This window comes from Halorubrum sp. CBA1125 (genome assembly GCF_009742825.1).
Classification (GTDB): Archaea; Halobacteriota; Halobacteria; order Halobacteriales; family Haloferacaceae; genus Halorubrum.
In genome coordinates this window covers 1-16172 of the sequence record NZ_WPCE01000051.1, presented here as the reverse complement: position 1 = coordinate 16172, position 16172 = coordinate 1, and the positions used below count along the sequence as shown (strand labels likewise).

The following is a 16172-nucleotide window of genomic DNA, read 5'->3' as shown; positions in this document are numbered from 1 at the left end:
CCGCGAAGGTCTCGCCGTCGAGCACGAGGAGCCGCGAGCGGTCCGCGTCGACGTCCAGCGCGACCGTCAGCACGACGCCGTCGTCCTCGGCGTCGCCGTCGGGGGCCGGGACGAACACGGGCTCGCCGAAGTAGTCGCCGCCGTCGTCGAACGTCCGCACGGCCCCGGTCTCGGCGTCGAGCTTCACCACGCGGCGCGCCCACTCGGTGACCGGCGCGTCCATGCCCATGGCGTAGACGTACCGGTGCCGGCGACCCCACCGCGCGGGCGAGACCGTCGGGAGCGCGCTCCCGTCGTACAGGGTCTCGCGCGACACCGCCGGGTCGCCGGCGCCGTACCAACCCGTCCCGCCCATCGCGCCGAGATCGACGGTGAACCGCTCGATCCGCCCCGCGATGGCGTCCATCTCCCCGGCGCGGAGGGTCTCGAGGTACAGCGAGTCGATCGAGGTCGCGTCGGGGACGGTTTCGAGGTCGAAAACGATCTCGGCGCCGCCCGCCCGCTCGAAGGCGTTGACGTGGTGGAAGCCGAACACGGGGTCGACGACGGGCTCCGCGACGACCGCGCCCGTGGTCCGGTCCACGACGACGATCCTGGTGCCGCGCGCCGGCTCCCACTCGAACTGCTCGATGAACGGCGCCTGCCGCCCCGGCACGAGGAACCGGCGCGGGTCGAGCCGGAGCGGGAACTCCGTCAACACGACGTACCGGGGGGTGAGCGCGAAGCTGTGCATGTACGCCGGCTCGTCCGTCTCGACGCTTCCGACGTGTCGGCGGTCGCCGTCCGGCGTCCAGGCGTAGACGTGGTACCGGTTCGTGCGGCCGAACGCGGTGTCGACGTTGACGACGACGCCGGTCGCCGGGTCGCGCTTGAGGTGGGCACACGAGAGCTGGCCGCTCGGCACGCCGTCGTCGGGCTCGACGTATCCCGTCGTCTCCAGCGTGTTCGGGTCGAACCGGACCCGCCGCGGCGACTCCGTCAGCGCGACGTACTCGTCGCCGATCCGCTCGGCGACGATGTTCGCGTTGTCGTACGGGTCCGTGAGGAACCCGGCCAGCCGCGCGCGGAGCGTCGTCTCGCCGGTCGCGAACCCGCCCTCGAACTCGCCGCGCGTCGCCGCCTCGTACGCGTCCGTCCGGAGGAACCGGTTCCGGTAGTGGACCGCGTCGCCGTCGCTCGCCCCGGCGGAGCCGGGGTCGAACGTGAAGCGGTACAGGGTCGCGAGCCCGTCGAACCAGTGGTCGACGCTACTGCCGTTCGGGAACGAGAACGCCCCCGGCCCGTTCCGGATCAGGCTGCCGCGGAGCCACTCGGGGAGGTCTCCGGTCACGGCGAGCGAGGTCGCCGCCTCCTCGTGGAGCGAGTGAAACCCCGGATGCGGATCCATGGTGTCGACTCAGTCGGCGAGGTCGAAGTGTTCGGCGGCCGTCTGCATGTCCTTGTCGCCGCGGCCACAGAGGTTGACTAACAGCGTGTCGTGTCTGTCCTCCTCGGCGAGCTTCGCGGCCAGCGCGAGCGCGTGAGCCGGCTCCAGCGCGGGGATGATCCCCTCCGCCTCGCTCAGCTCGCGGAAGGCGGCCAGCGCCTCGTCGTCGGAGACGGCGTGGTACTCGGCGCGGCCCATCTCCTGGAGCGCCGCGTGCTCCGGCCCGACCGCGGGATAGTCCAGCCCGGCCGAAATCGAGTGGTTCCGCGTGTCCTCGCCGATCGTCTTCGTCTTCATCCCCTGGAAGATCTGCGGCGCCTCCCGTCTCGTCTTCGAGAGGGGCGCCGAGTGGTGCTCGTCGTCGGTGCCGCCCGGTTCGGCGCCGTAGAACATCACGTCGTCGTCCTTGAACGCGTGCCAGAGGCCGATCGCGTTCGACCCGCCGCCGACGCACGCGACGCACGCGTCGGGCAGGTCGCCGTGGAGCTCCCGGATCTGCTCGCGCGCCTCTTCGCCGATGACGGACTGGAACTCGCGGACCATCCGGGGGAACGGGTCCGGACCGACGACGCTCCCGACGAGGTAGTGCGTCGAGTCGACGTTCGCGGCGAAGTCCTCCAGCGCGGCGTCGACGGCCTCCGCGAGCCCCTCGTTGCCGCGCTCGACGGGCTCGACGTCCGCGCCCATCAGGCGCATCCGGAAGACGTTCATCTCCTGACGCTGCATGTCGTGTCGGCCCATGTACACCGTCGTGTCCAGGTCCAGCAGCGCGCCGACCATCGCGGTCGCGGTGCCGTGTTGCCCGGCGCCCGTCTCGGCGATGAGGCGGTCTTTGCCAGCCCGCTTGGCCAACAGCGCCTGCCCGAGCGTGTTGTTGAGCTTGTGGGCGCCGCCGTGGAGCAGGTCCTCGTGTTTGAGATAGATGTCCGCCCCGTACCGCTCGCTCAGCGTCTTCGCGTGGAAGACCGGCGTCGGCCGGCCGCCGAAGTGTTCGAGCAGGTCCCGGAACTCGGCCATGAACGCCTCGTCTGTGACCGCGTCCTCGAAGGCGGCTGCCAACGCTGCCAGCGGCTCCTCGAGCGGCTCCGGGACGTGTCGCCCGCCGAACTCGCCGAACTCGCCAGGTGTGGCCATGGCGGACCGTGTGACGGAGTCACATAAAAACTATCGAACCCGGGTCGCGTCGGAACGCCGGGACACGTTTATTCGCCGCGTCGCCGTACGCTCGTGCATGAGTCTCCGCGTCGAGCCGTCAGACCCGCCCGAGCTACAGTCGATCGACCCGAACCAGTACGACGACGCCGAGGTCGTGGGAGACACGGACTACAAACGCGACGAACTGGAAGCGTTCCTGAAAGACGGCGCGTGGGAGGAGGCCTTCGAGCGGTGGGCCGCAGACACCGACATGGACGAACGGGAGTACGAGATCGTCCGCGACCTGGGACTGATACAACGCTTCGACTTCTTCTGGGATTCGTTCGCCGAACGGGTCGGCTACCACGCCCCGGGCCTCCCCGAGGACTGGAAGGAGCGCGACATCCACCCGGATCTGGACTCCTGGGAGTCCGTCTCGTCGATCAACGCCGGTCTGACCGAGCTTGGCCAGATCGTCTGTGACGTGCTGAAAGACGAGTACATCGACTGGGAGACCGAGTACGAAGCCCCCGACGACCTCCCCGATTTCGAGACGTGATCGCCCGCCCGGCGTCCGGGAGACGGTCGACCCTCAGTGGCCCCAGAGGTTCCCGTCCGGCGCGTACCGCGCGTCCATGATCCGCTCCCACTGGTCGTCGGAGAGGTCGACGTCGGTCGCGGCGACGTTCTCGGCCAGCTGGTCTGGCGTGCGCGCGCCCACGATGGGGACGCAGGTGAACTCGTCCCACTCCGTGAGCCACCGGATCGCGACCTGCGCCGGGGTGGCGTCGACCTCGTCGGCGACCGCCCGCACCGCGTCGAGGACCTTCCAACCGCGCTCGGAGAGGTAGAAGCGCTCGAACCGGTCGTCGAGCGCCGCGCGCGAGCCGTCCGGCGCGATCACCTGCTCGGGGTCGTCGGGGTCCGCGCGCTCGTACTTGCCGGTGAGGAACCCACCGGCGAGCGGCGAGTACGGACACACCGCGAGATCCTGGTCGGCACAGACGTCGAGATATTCTTTCACGTCCTCGTAGTACCCCGCGTGGTGTAACGGCTGGACCACGTCGAACCGCGCGAGGTCGTTCGCGTCTGCCGTCCACAGCGCCTTCGTCAGCTGCCAGGCCGCCATCGTCGAGGCGCCGAGGTAGTGGACTTTCCCCTCGGTGACGAGCTCGTCGAGGACCCGCATCGTCTCCTCGATCGGCGTCTCGTCGTCCCAGCGGTGGATGTAGTAGAGGTCGAGGTAGTCGGTGCCGAGTCGGTCCAGCGTCCCCTCGATCTGCGCCCGGACGTGCTTCCGGCCGAGCCCCGAGTCGTTGGGCCCGGGCTCGCCGCGGCCGTCGAACGGGAAGTACACCTTCGAGGCGATCACGTAGTCCTCGCGGTCGCGGTCGGCGAGCCACTCCCCGATGTACTCCTCGCTCGTGCCGTTTGGCGTCCCGTACACGTTGGCCGTGTCGATGAAGTTGATCCCGTGGTCGGCCGCCGCGTCGAGCAGCTCGTGGGCCTCCTCGCGTCCCGTCTCCACGACGCCGTTGGCCTCGCGGCCGAACCGCCACGTGCCGAAGCACAGCTCCGAGACGCTCACACCGGTGTTCCCGAGTCGTCGATATTCCATGGATGAGAACCCACTCACCGTCGCTAAATAAAGACAGCGGGCTCGCCGACCGCCGTGCACAACGCTTTTGCGGTCCCTGGCGGGAGGTGGGTGTATGACCGACGTCAGAGCGGAACTCCGCGAGCAGTTCCTCGACGCGTTCGGGAACGCCGACTTCCCCGTCGAGAACCAGATGGACCTCGTGCCGGCGCTGCCCGACGGGCCGGCGACGTCGTTTGAGGCCGGCGACGTGCGCTTCACCGCGATGGAACTCGCCACGAAGCTGGGCAGCGAACAGGACTTCCCCTACGACTCCGCGGAGGCGCTCGTCGACGACATCCTCGACGCGCTCGAAGCGAAGGAGCTGATCTGACCCCCGCCGAGGGGTTGATACGCGCAGAGCCGTTACGGCGGGTGTGGTCGTCGAGCTCATCAGCGTCCTGCCGGCGTGGGTCCTGCTCGGGGTCGCCCTCGGCGCCATCGCCTCCGTGCTCGTCGCGCTCGCGTTCTACCTCGGGGTCCGTTTCGCCCCGCCGAGCGTCGCCGAGTCCGGCGACGGCTGGAGCCGGTCCGGCGACGCACGCCGCCGCCGGGAGATCCGCGAATACCTCTCGGCGATCGACGAGCGCTTCCGCGAAGACCACGCGTTCGGCGGCGTGTCGGTTCCCTTCTACCTCCCCGAGCGCGAGGTCGCCATCACCTTCGACGCGCACGACTACTTCGAGCTGGAGGGGGCTGGCGTCTACGCCGTGCTCTGTGAACACGAGATGCCCGGTCGCGGGCTCGGCCGGCGGCTCCCCTTCGACGTGGTTGAGCCCGACCGGGGACCGTCGCGACCGCCCGGGGACGCGTCCGACCGGATCGCGGCGGCGTTCGCGGAGCTCGACGTGCCGACCGACGCCGACGCCGACGAGGTGAAACGCGCCTACCGCGAGCGCGTCAAGGAGACCCACCCCGACCAGGGCGGGGACGAGGCGTCGTTCCGACGCGTACAGGAGGCGTACGCGACCGTTCGGAACCACGACGGCGGGGGCGACGATAGTGGTAGCGCCCGGGAACGGACCGGCCCCGCGCCCGACGCCCGTCGATCGGACCGTACCGACCGAGCGACGGGCTTCGGCCGGTGAACGGCGTCGGGTTCGCAGCGCCCGCGGCGTTCCTCGGTGCCGGTACGGTTCTCGCGATCGTGAATCGCGGCGTCGGCAGCGACGAGACTGCGGCGTCGGTAGCGACGAGCCGCGGCGGTGCGCTCCCGCTCGGCTCGCCGCCCGTGACCGATATCGGCGCCTTCCGGAACCGTCCGTAGATCGGGGGTCTCCTCTCTCCCGATCCCCGGAGCGCTTATTCTCGTGTGGGCGTCAGGGGCGGTATGGCCCCGACACTGGTCGACGCGGCGCTTGGCGCGCTGGTCGCGGCGGCGCTGTTGGGTCCCGCGTTCGACCGCCGCTCAGTCGCGGTCGTCGTCGCGGCCGCGGTCGTTCCCGACCTCGACGCGGTCGCGAGCCTCGCGGTTCCCGGGGCGACGAACGCGCTCGGACACACGCTCCTGATCCCGCTCGCCGCGGGCGTCGTGCTCTACTGGGACACCGCCGTCCGGGCGTCGTCGCGGCTCCGTGCCCGGGCCGGCTGGCGCGGCGTGCGGGTGGCGTGGGTCGCGCTCGCGTCGTTCGTCGTCGCCGGGATCGGCTCGGACCTGTTCGCCGGCGCGGGTGCGAACCTGCTTTACCCCCTCCAGGACGCCTACTACGTCGTCGACGGCCGATTCGTCTTCTCGACGCAGGAGGGCGTGGTCCAGACGTTCGTCGCGGCCGGCGGAGAGGGACCGGGGATCCTCCCGTTCGAAAGTCCGGGGACGACGGCGACCTACCCGATCGAGACGTGGGTGAACCCCGACGGCCGGCCCGGGATCTCAATCGAGGTCGACCGGGAGGCCCACCTGGTCCGGAGCGGGTGGCAGCTGGTCGTCGTCGCGGTCGCGGCTGCGACGCTCGGGGTGCGGACCTTGGTGGGCGCGCGGATCGACGAGGCGATCGGGGTCGTAGAGACGGACGAGGGGACGGAGGTGGATCGATAGGATGCCATCGACGGTCGTCCACGCGGGGTTCGCGCTGTTGCTCGCGGCCGGGCTGCTCGGCGACGACTACGACCGCCGGGCGCTCGCGGTGCTACTCGTCGCCGTCGTCCTCCCCGAGGTCGACAGCTTCCTCGGGCCGATCATGTCCGGGGCCCACCGGACGGTCGGCCACACCCTCGTCGTCCCCGCCGTCGTCGCGCTGGCGCTGTACTACGACACGCGGGTCCGCGAGCGGTCGGCGGTGCGCGCGCGGATCGCGGACCGGTGGGTCGCGGTCGCGTGGGTCGTGCTGTTCGTCCACGTCTTCGCCCACGTCGCGCTCGACTGGACGCACCTCGACGGCGTGAACCTGCTCTGGCCGCTGCGCGACCAGTTTTTCGCCCTCGACGGCGAGCTGTTCGTCTCGACCGCCGACGGCGTGGTCCAGACGTTCGTCGACGTGCGGGTCGACCCGAAGACGGGAACCCGGCAGATCGACCCCGGCGGGACGGGCACCACCGAGACGGTGCATATCGACAACCCGGTCGAACCGAGAGACCCCGAAGCGGAGATCGAAGAACCGGTCGACCGGCGGTTCCCGGTCGCGAACGCCGGCTGGCGGCTCTACCTGATCGGGCTGGGGCTGTTCGCGCTCGTCGCCCGCCGGGTGCAGGGTGACGGGCCCGAAGCGGAACGATGACCGCCGGAATGAGGGGAGAGATCGCCTCTCCTTCGGCGTCGGTGGCTCTCTCACCGACCGCGTGAGACGGAGACGTCAGTCGCTCGTGGTCGGGACCAGCTCGACGTTTAGTCCTTCAGGGACGTCCTCGACGCTACAGGCCTGTAAGACTTCCCGGATGTGATAGTTCTTCGTTGCGGGGTCCTCAGCGCGTAACGCTTCCCGAAGGTGGTCTCGACAGCCTTCACAGAGCTCTGCCATCGACACAGTATAGACGAATTATCGTATTGAAATTACCTATCTGCTCCGGGGTAGCGGAGCGTGCGTGGACTCGGCTGGAGTTCCGCTCGGGGGGCTCTGCCACCGGTCGTTCGCGAGCGACCCCCTCGCACGCCGATCTGGCGCGACGGCGACCCGGCTACTCGGAGGTGAACTCGACGCCGGTGATCTCGAATCGCGCGCCGCCGTCGGTCCCGTCGGTGACACGTATTTCCCAGCCGTGGGCTTCGACGACCCGCTTGACGATGCTCAGTCCGAAGCCGGTCCCCGCTTCGCCGGTCGAGTAGCCGGCGGCAAACACGTCGTGACGTCTGTCTTCGGGGATACCGGGACCGTCGTCTTCGACGTAGAACCCGTCGTCGACTGCGCCGACGGTGACGGTCACGTCTCCTCCGCCGTGTTCGATCGCATTGCTGAACAGGTTCTCGAAGAGTTGGCGGAGCCGATCGTCGTCCGCCTCAATCGTGACCAGCGAGAACTCGTCACCCGCGTAGCGTAACTCGGCGTGCTCCGTGCGATCAGCCACGATGTTCCACGCGCCGTCGATCACGTCTCGCACCGCGACGGCGTCCAGCGACCCGATGTCTCGTCCCTCACGAGCCAGCCAGAGCACGTCCTCCGTAATGCGATCTATTCGCTGTAATGCGGTCTCGATAGCATCCAGATGCCCGCTGTCACACGCCTCGCGGGCCAGTTCGAGCCGGCCCTGAGCCACGCTCAGCGGATTCCGGAGGTCGTGACTGACGACACCCGCGAACTCGTCGAGGCGGTCCCGCTCCCGCTGGAGTGCCTGCTCGCGCTCTTTGAGTTCCGTGATGTCCTTATACACCCACAGGTGTCCCTCTCCACCCGGCAGTTCGATCGGTCGGTAGTCTCGTTCGAACGTTCGGCCATCCCGAAGGGCTAGTTCCTCGTTGCTCTTCGGTTCGCGGTTCGCGATCAGTTCGGCGATCCGTCGGACGAACCGCTCGGAATCGACGAACGTATCGCTGACCTGATCGGCCAGCCGTTCGCAGTCGGCACCGACGACTGCCTCTGGCGACCCGGGGAGATCGAAGAGGTCGAACATCCGCTCGTTAGCCGCAAGCACGTTTCGGCCGGGATCTTCGGCGAGCACGCCGACGGGGAGCGTCTCGAACAGCGTCGAGAGCACGGTGTTCGTCTGTTCGAGTTCGTGTTGGCGCTCGCGTTGCTCGGTGACCTCCACAAAGTAGAACTCGATGCCCCCGTTTTCTTTTGGATAGGCACTGATGTCGAACCAGCCATCGAGTTGCGAGAAGTGCTCGACGAATGATGTCGGTTCGCGGGTCTCCATGACGCGTCGATACTCCTCTTCGAAGCGGGTATCCCGTGCCTCGTGAAAGACCTCCCAGAAGTCCCGCCCGAGAAGGTCCTCCTCGTCCATATCGTACAACTCCTCGGCCTGCTCATTGACGAGGGTGAACGTCCAGTCCGCATCGACTTCGACGATGGCATCCGTAACCCGGTCGATGATCTGCTGGCGCTTGTTTTCCTCCCGTTTGCGCTCGGTGATGTCGCGGCCCTCGGGGATGAGGAGCGTGACTTCACCGTGTTCGTCGGTCACCGGCCGAATCGAAAAGTCGATCACTGCCTCCCGATCGGAACCCCGAACCCGAATCTCATCCCGGAACAATTCGCCGTTGCGAGCGTGCTCGACCCCCTCTCTAACGATCCGTTGTGTTTCCTCGTTCGACTGAACCCAATAGGTCTCCCACAGTGGTTTTCCGACGACGTCCTCCCGATCCAAGCCGCCGAACGAGAGGGCGGTGTCGTTCGCTTCGATGAGTGTCCCGTCCGGTTCCAGTAAGCCGACGAACGTGTACGTATTGTTGAAGATCGCCTCGAAGCGGCGATTGCGTTCCTTTTGTTCGGAGATGTCACGGACGAACCCGACGATACGTGTGACCGTCCCATCGTCGTCGAAAATCGGTTTGCTTTGGCCTCGTACCCACCGTTGGTCATCGTCGGGGGGAACGACACGGTATTCGATCTCATCGGGATGCCCCGCAGAGAGCCGTTTCATCGATCGTCGGGCGTGGTCCCTGTCCTCGGGATGGATGTGCTCGAGAAACGCCTCTGGATTCTCTTCGACCCGTTCGACAGGGATGCCCCAGATGTCTTCGAACGTCGAATTGAGAAAGAGGAGTTCGCTCCAGTCACCGGTAAACATGAACAGAATGTCGTCCGTCTTCTCAGCAAGTTGTGAGAGCTTTTGCTCAGTTTCTTCGACCGCTCGTCGAGACCGATACTGCGCGACAACGTTGGAGATCCGGTGTGCGAGGACGGTGTATTGGCTGGTCCCGGCTTCCTTCTGGAGGTAGTCGGTCACGCCCGCCGAAATCGCTTCGCTGGCGACTTCCTCGCTTCCCTTGCCCGTATAGAGGATGAACGGAAGGTCGGGATACTCCTCGCGCACGGCTTCGAGAAACTCAACACCGGTCGCGCCCGGCATATCGTAGTCCGACACGATACAATCGAAGTTAGCCTCGGCGAGGCGATCCAGTCCCTCCGTGGCGCGAGTCGCCGTCGCGACCTCGAAGCGATCATCCTCGCGTTCGAGGTACGTCGCGGTCAACGCAGCCAGATCTGGGTCGTCCTCGACGTGAAGAACGCGGAGGGCCTCCGTCGTGATATCCACCGGTGGAGAGAGTGCGCTCATCCCGAGGCTTCCTCCGCGGAGGTGACGAGAAGGCGGTCGTCGTCGATGGTGACGACGACGTCGTCGTCAGCGTCGAAGGGGAATTGCGAGTCGGACACGACCTCCGCGGGAACCGTGACGTACAGCGTTGTTGCGTTACCGCTCGCGAATATGCGGCTTGCGTGCGTATCTACCATGGTAGTCGGGCGATCGAAAACAGCGCGCGACCCGGCCAAACTGACCCCCCGTTCGGAATCACCAGCCGGCGGGAGTTGATCGGACACAGAACTGTTTCGAGGGTGCTCTTCTACCTACAAAGTAGCCTACGCGGTAAATATCTGCTGAGAGGCTGGCTACCATAGGATCGCCTGGGTGATCGGTGCCGGCACGTACTGCTCGCGACCGTACTGCTCCCGGAGCCGGCCCCGACTACAGATCGCTTCACTGCAGGCGTCGCGTTTCTCGTCGGACTGTACGTGAACGTGACCATGAAATCTCTCGGCAGCCTCGCCGACCGTCTCCTCGGACGGGGGCGAGAGTCCTGATTCTCGTATAGACCGCGCTCGGTCCCTTAGGGAATCGTCTCAGTCCCGTCCTTGACATCTGTATTCCACGCAAGAGGCGTCAGCTCGGTCGCACGCCGGAAGCCGAGAAACAGAAGTACGGTACCCGCAACACCGGTCGCGACGAAATCGAGTGGCCAGTGCCACGGAAAGCGCTCCGGCGGGTCACGAACGCTTCCGGGAAACGCCCAGAGCGCTGGAATGTACCAGAAACAGTACGCGACGAGGTAGAACCCACCGATGACCATCCACAGCCAGTCGACTCGGCGAAGCCACGCACCAAGAACCATCATGACGAGTAGGGTCGCCATCGTTCTTAAGCCTGTCTTCCGCCACGGAGAGAGTCCCGCTGGGTGCGTAGGGAGACTGCCGGACGCCCACGAGGTGAGCGGTGGTCCACCATGCGCACCGGTGTCGAGCCGAGAATACGCGGTTCACGTCCGCCACCATCGTGACATCACTGTAGATCGGGCTGATGACGTGTACAGGTGCTCGACGGGGTTGTCAGTCGGTTGGCGGTGTCGCACCCTCCTCCATACGTTCCTGAAGACGCTTCAACACCGTCTCGAGATCGAACCCCTCGGTCTCAACCGCTCGAAGCGAAGCCAGCAGCGTCGGGTCAAGCTGTGGACTTCGAATGAAGAACGCGCCGCCGGTCGCAGTCGCTCGCAGTACCCACCGGGCATAGGACACGACCGGCCGCACGTTGACATCGGTCAGAACGACCGCGGTACGCCAGGCCTGCGCACGGCCCCGCTCCATCGAACGCAAGGTGACCGACTCGTCGAACCGGCCGAACGCATCGTCAATATCCTCGATACCAGCCGCGTAGATCTCGGCGAGTGTCGTCTGCTGAACGTCGACGAGCCGGGCTAAAATTTCGTTGATGGCCCGGTGGTCGGCGTGTTTCTGGGATCGGTTCGGATCGATGCCGACGTCATCGAGTGTGAGTCCGAGATCGTAGTTGATGTGGGCGTTCACGCCGAGGAAGGCGTCCTGTACGATGAGCGCGTCACCACGGATCGCGGTACCGAACGCGATGCGCCAGGGGTCGGGGACCGCTTCGAGATCGCCGCGTTCGAACGCGAGAAACGCACGTCGATAGTAGTTCGCGAACGTGACCACGTACTCCCGCATCCAGTTCGGGTCGGCGAACGTGCCGTGTTCGATCCCGGCGTGGACATCGCGAGTCATCCGGGTATAGATGGTCAGAAACACGGAGCGTCGGTCGCCCTGCGCCCGTAACCGGTTGGTGAGCCGTGAGAGACGGTCGGCGGCGTCCGTGACCGATTCGAAGGGCCGGTCCACGAGGTCGACGAGTACTGGATCCGCGTTGGTTGGCGGCGCAAACGATCCGACGTCACCGCCAAGCGCGAGTCGTATCTCTCGAAGTGTCGTGCCGTCCAGCAGTCGAACCGCCGTGGTGTAGCTAGCCATGAGAGTCTGGGTGGGTGCTGTCTGATACTCCGGCTGACGACAAATAGGTTCATCCGAGAGCGGAGCGGGGAACGCTCATCTTCGCCCGATACACTCGACTCCCGGTCCCGTCCCGGCGGCGGGAGCTGGAACAGATCGTGGAGTGAGACGAGAGAGATCCAATCGGAAGAAACATCGTCTCAAGACGCTCTCGTCCAAAAATCACATATCGGTACCGCACAAATCGTAAACGGAGTGATCACCAATGGGCGAGACACTCACAGCGAGCGACTACGAGAGCTGGTTCTCGTCCCTGTTTCCGTCACACGGCCTCAGTCGGATGGTGCTGGTTTCGGCTATGATAAGCGTCGGCCTGTTCGTGGCGGGGTACGCCATCGCCACGATCGGGAACCTCCCCTATCTTACCCTTCCTGAGGGATATCTCGGCGCCTTCGGCGTCTTCTGGATGCTCACCTGTCTCGGCGTGGCCGACACGTTCTACGTCACCGTGTGGAGTGACGTGCGGTCGGCGTTCGCTGTCGACGATGACACGTATCACGCCGTCGTGGAACCTCATCTGGCGCACATCCACGACACGCGCCGCATCCTCGTGTACTCGGCAGCACTCCTCGTGCCCTATCTCGTGGTCGTGAGCATGATCTACCTGCCCGGCTCGACGCTCCGGGATCCTGCTGTCGACGTGTTTCTCGGTGGGATGAGTGACTACCCGCCCAGTGTCGCCGGTGTCCTCGTATTCGCCCTGCTCGGCGGCGCGAACGCAGTGTTGTTCGCCACGATCTGTAACGGTTTTGTGAACCATCTTGAGCTGGTGCGGGACGTCTCCGAGCTTCCCTTCCGGGATGTATACGCCAGCGCGTCGGAGCTGGAACCAGTCGCCGGCTTCACGATCGCGAGCGCGACCGTCTGGTTCGCGGGCGTCTCGTTGATCGTCCTCTGGATTCACGCCGGCATCAGCGGCACCGTGGGGATAGCATTCATCACCGTGCTCGTGACCACGGGGCTCGTACTGTTCTTGGCACCGCAACTGATCCTTCACGACGCGTTGATGGACGCAAAGCGAGCCGAGCTCGTCACGATCCGGGCAGAGTACAGACAGATGCAACAGCAGGCAGAACGGGACGGATCCGCCGACGACATCGCGCTGCGGCTTCGGCTCACCGACCGTCGACTGGAGAACGCGAAGGCCATCCGAACGTGGGTGTACAATCTGTCGTCGATCGGGAAGCTCGTCACGGCCGCCATGATCCCCGGGGTCACGCTCGTCCAGAAACTCGTCGCGACGGCTGACCTCCTGCTCGGGTCCTGACCTTGAGTCACACGATCCCATCGTCAAGTACGTTCGACAACACCGGACGGGCCACGACACCCAAAAAATTACTATCGTTGATATGTTATCGCCGCCATGGACGTTCGCCGCTGGACGCCGCTGACGTTCGTGGCGCCCGCCCGCTACGTCGACCGCGACGACTGGTGGCAGTCCTTCGACCTCGAGGCGTGGTCGCAGTCGGAGTACGTCTGGACACAGGACGAGTGGAACGGTTATCTGGATCTCGCTAAATATCCACGCGAGTGTGTCGAGATGGGACGTGGGGACTGTGAGGATTACGCGCTCGTCGCGCTCTCCTGGGCCGTTGCGCACGACCGTGACGGGATCGGACTCGGATTCTGCTGGGACCCGCCTTATCCCTGGCCACGGCACGTGATCGCGTTCGACGAGGAGTACGTGTACTCGTCGGGTAATATCTACGAGATGAGCGTTGACGAGTGGAAGGCCGACTCCAGATATTCGTTCGTGCTCAGGCGACGCGTGACCGTCTCGTCGTGATCGGCTACCTTGTGGATGCTTCCCAATCGACAGAGACGAGCGGCAGCACGCAACAATCTGGGTGCTGAGATCCGACGTGACTGAACGGCGGTCAGATACATTTACGTCCCGACTGTCCCAGCGGGACCCGATTTCGGTCGACTGGGCACTCACGGCCTCTACGACAAACTATCAATTCGATATAATCGTCTGTCCGTTCACGAATACCCGTCCCTCCCCACGATGTCGGTCGATCGACGACTATCTGGGCGGACTCATCTCATCAACCTCTCGGAACGGCGACTGGTGGGTAGCATTATGCGGTTCCAGCATGTTAATTCGTGTACGTTTCGGGGAGCGGCGCTTGCTCGCCCCGACCGGAGATCCATGAACCAATCCACAACTGACGACACGTCCGTGACCGAACCGTCCGCCGTCGGGGGGGCGCGGGGAAACTGGTCGCTTATCCTGCTGTTTACCGTCCTGTCCATCGTCGGCATCGCCCTCTCGACGGGTCTGTTGAACCTCGGTATCGTCGACACCAAGCACGCAACAGCCGGAGACGTCGCCGTCCCGATGTACGTCTACCTGTACGCGTCACTGGGTGCGCTTGGCTACATCTTCACGAAGCTCATGTCCCACCTGGAATCCTACGACGAGACCTCGGAACTCGACCGCCTCATTCAACTGGCACTCCGCATTCCCGTCGCGTGGGTTCTCGGCGCTGGGACGTATCTTCTCTCGACCGTCATGCTTCCCGCGACGACCCCCAACACGGCCCGGTTCACGGCTGGCGTCGCGTTTCTCGTGGGTCTCTATGTGAACGTGACGATGAAGTCGCTCGGCAGTCTCGCCGACCGTCTCCTGGGCCGGGAGAAGACGTCCTGACGGCACGCTCACGGCGCGCGATCAGACCTGCGTCCGGTACCTAGCATGCGGAATTAAATAGTTTGGTAACAAGTACCACCCATGCGCGCTCGACGTCCAACCATCCAGCAGACTCGTCCCACGTCACCGGCCCGTCTCGTCCACAACCGTATCCGTCCCGCTCGGAGTCCCTGATAATGGCCTCGATAAATCTCTGGGACGTCGTCCACATCCCGTTTGACGTCGTCCGGCGTGGATATCGACAGTTTCGAAAGGCACTGTTCACGGCACCACGGCCGTCGGGGGAGTATCTCGTCGTGGATCGGTCCGTGCCGGAGATCGAAGCGGCACTCGGCGCGTACAGTTTCGCGCCGAACTGGGAGTTCTCCTACTACGAGCGCGGCGAGGTCCTGAACCTCGCCCGCGTCGTGTACGAACGCAACACGGTCGACGGGACGACATACCATTGGTGGCAGACACACCTTCGTGGCTGGCGCAACGATGCGGGGCGGATCGAACTCCACGCACACTGGGAACTCGAACCGACCGAGAACGGCAACGCCCACATCGACGGTACCGGGTTCGACTTCGACCGTGGCATGAACACGTTACAGTCGTTCCTCGACGAAGCCGAGATCGACTACGAGAAAACCACCGTCGATACAGGGACGTCCCACGAATGACGATCCCGGGATCGCCGTCATCGCCGGTTCGACCCGTCGGTGTCGTTTCCAGAGGACATCGCCCACAGCGAATGCCGACATCACACCGCACGGGGTTCTGTGTGGGGATCGATTCGCCACCGACGACGCGTCGCGCCACGTGGCTGGTCCCGCGTCGACGTACTCCATGCGACTCACACGACACGGGGGCTACAGAATGGCGTCGGCCACCATCCCGCCACACGGCAAAGAAATAATATCGTGATGGTCGAGACGGACAGTATGTACACGGGAGACGGGGGGAAACGAACCGGGCGATCGCTGCACGCGAAGCGGTCGGCATGGGGCCCGAGCGGGGGTACCGATGGTCGCGGATAGCTACGACGCGGTGGTGGTGGGCGCGGGCGGGGACGGGCCGGTGGCGGCGTGGAAGCTGGCGGAGGCGGGGCTGTCGGTGTTGATCCTGGAGGCCGGCCCGTTCCACGGCAACGAACAGTGGCCCAACCCTCACGAGGAGCCCGGCGGCGAGTCGTCCTCGAGCGTCGAGGATCTGAGCGGCGAACTCCTCGACGAGCAGTTCACCACCCGCGAGTTCGAGATGCTGAACGAACTGCTGTTCGGTCCGGCGGACCACGAGCGGGGGTTCTGGTTCCGGAAGTTCCCGGGCGACGGCGCGATCCTGCAGTGTGCCGGCGTCGGCGGCACCACGCTGCACTACCTCGGCAACCACCCTCGGGCGTATCCGGCGTCGATAGACGAGCAGGGCCACTGGCCCATCGACTACGCCGATCTCGTGCCCTACTACCAGGAGGTCGAGGCCATGTGCGAGGTGGCCCCCGCCCCCCAGACCGCCAAAGAGGAGCTGTTCGTCCGCGGGGCCGAGGCTGCAGGGTGGGACCTCCTCGACGGCGGCAAGAACGTCGACGGAACCGGGGTAACCGTCCCCAGCCCAACGCGATCAAGCAACCCGACGAAGCGGCTTCACGCGACGCCGACTAACGACGGCGATTTC

Annotated in this window: 17 protein-coding genes; 11 read left to right on the top strand and 6 right to left on the bottom strand. The window is 65.5% G+C overall.

Annotation, left to right across the window (positions count from 1 at the left end; all coding sequences use genetic code 11):
- Positions 1-1387: carotenoid oxygenase family protein (locus GJ633_RS06870; protein WP_156588212.1), on the bottom strand; the 1387-nt coding region annotated here is incomplete at its 3' end.
- A 9-nt stretch (positions 1388-1396) separates the two neighbouring features.
- Entirely contained in the window at positions 1397-2560 is a 1164-nt protein-coding gene (trpB, locus tag GJ633_RS06865) for a tryptophan synthase subunit beta (RefSeq protein ID WP_156588211.1), read from the bottom strand.
- 97 nt (positions 2561-2657) lie between these two features.
- Here trpB and GJ633_RS06860 point away from each other — a divergent pair, with 97 nt between their 5' ends.
- Positions 2658-3119, top strand: a complete 462-nt coding sequence (locus tag GJ633_RS06860; RefSeq protein WP_156588210.1) for a hypothetical protein — start codon at positions 2658-2660, stop codon at positions 3117-3119.
- Positions 3120-3152: 33 nt separating this feature from the next.
- Here GJ633_RS06860 and GJ633_RS06855 read toward each other — a convergent pair whose 3' ends face one another.
- Positions 3153-4178, bottom strand: coding sequence for an aldo/keto reductase (locus GJ633_RS06855; RefSeq protein ID WP_156588209.1), 1026 nt, complete (start codon positions 4176-4178; stop codon positions 3153-3155).
- A 94-nt stretch (positions 4179-4272) separates the two neighbouring features.
- On the opposite strand from GJ633_RS06855, the gene GJ633_RS06850 reads away from it, so the two are divergent.
- The 5 genes from GJ633_RS06850 (at position 4273) to GJ633_RS06830 (ending at position 6910) form a co-directional block, all read left to right on the top strand.
- Positions 4273-4530 (top strand): MTH865 family protein, encoded by a 258-nt coding sequence (locus GJ633_RS06850; protein WP_156588208.1) that lies wholly within the window; start codon positions 4273-4275, stop codon positions 4528-4530.
- 43 nt (positions 4531-4573) lie between these two features.
- Positions 4574-5284, top strand: coding sequence for a J domain-containing protein (locus GJ633_RS06845; RefSeq protein WP_321168943.1), 711 nt, complete (start codon positions 4574-4576; stop codon positions 5282-5284).
- Complete coding sequence (locus GJ633_RS06840; protein ID WP_156588207.1) at positions 5281-5463, top strand: hypothetical protein; 183 nt, start codon at positions 5281-5283, stop codon at positions 5461-5463. Before GJ633_RS06845 ends, GJ633_RS06840 begins: the two co-directional genes overlap by 4 nt.
- A gap of 63 nt (positions 5464-5526) precedes the next feature.
- Positions 5527-6231, top strand: coding sequence for a metal-dependent hydrolase (locus GJ633_RS06835; RefSeq protein ID WP_156588206.1), 705 nt, complete (start codon positions 5527-5529; stop codon positions 6229-6231).
- 1 nt (position 6232) lies between these two features.
- Positions 6233-6910, top strand: a complete 678-nt coding sequence (locus tag GJ633_RS06830) for a metal-dependent hydrolase (protein ID WP_156588205.1) — start codon at positions 6233-6235, stop codon at positions 6908-6910.
- A gap of 397 nt (positions 6911-7307) precedes the next feature.
- On the opposite strand, the gene GJ633_RS06825 is transcribed toward GJ633_RS06830, so the two are convergent.
- The 3 genes from GJ633_RS06825 to GJ633_RS06815 all read right to left on the bottom strand — a co-directional run bounded on the left by GJ633_RS06825 (position 7308) and on the right by GJ633_RS06815 (position 11827).
- The gene (locus GJ633_RS06825; protein WP_156588204.1) at positions 7308-9848 is read right to left on the bottom strand and encodes a PAS domain-containing protein; all 2541 of its coding nucleotides are present in this window, start codon (positions 9846-9848) and stop codon (positions 7308-7310) included.
- Between the two features lie 550 nt (positions 9849-10398).
- A complete protein-coding gene (locus GJ633_RS06820; protein WP_156588203.1) occupies positions 10399-10701 on the bottom strand; it encodes a hypothetical protein in 303 nt (100 codons plus the stop codon).
- Positions 10702-10894: 193 nt separating this feature from the next.
- Positions 10895-11827 carry a DUF5995 family protein gene (locus tag GJ633_RS06815; protein ID WP_156588202.1) on the bottom strand — a complete coding sequence of 311 codons (933 nt, stop codon included), beginning with the start codon at positions 11825-11827 and terminating at the stop codon, positions 10895-10897.
- 244 nt (positions 11828-12071) lie between these two features.
- Between GJ633_RS06815 and GJ633_RS06810 the strand changes: the two genes are divergently transcribed.
- The 5 genes from GJ633_RS06810 to GJ633_RS06790 form a co-directional block, all read left to right on the top strand.
- Positions 12072-13133: a hypothetical protein gene (locus tag GJ633_RS06810; protein WP_156588201.1), complete on the top strand. Its 1062-nt coding sequence runs from the start codon at positions 12072-12074 to the stop codon at positions 13131-13133.
- Between the two features lie 96 nt (positions 13134-13229).
- Complete coding sequence (locus GJ633_RS06805; RefSeq protein ID WP_156588200.1) at positions 13230-13652, top strand: hypothetical protein; 423 nt, start codon at positions 13230-13232, stop codon at positions 13650-13652.
- A gap of 396 nt (positions 13653-14048) precedes the next feature.
- Positions 14049-14519, top strand: coding sequence for a hypothetical protein (locus GJ633_RS06800; RefSeq protein ID WP_156588199.1), 471 nt, complete (start codon positions 14049-14051; stop codon positions 14517-14519).
- 308 nt (positions 14520-14827) lie between these two features.
- On the top strand, positions 14828-15181 hold the full coding sequence (locus tag GJ633_RS06795; RefSeq protein WP_197431273.1) for a hypothetical protein: 354 nt from the start codon (positions 14828-14830) through the stop codon (positions 15179-15181).
- 343 nt (positions 15182-15524) lie between these two features.
- On the top strand, positions 15525-16172 hold a 648-nt coding region (locus GJ633_RS06790; RefSeq protein ID WP_156588197.1), incomplete at its 3' end, for an FAD-binding protein.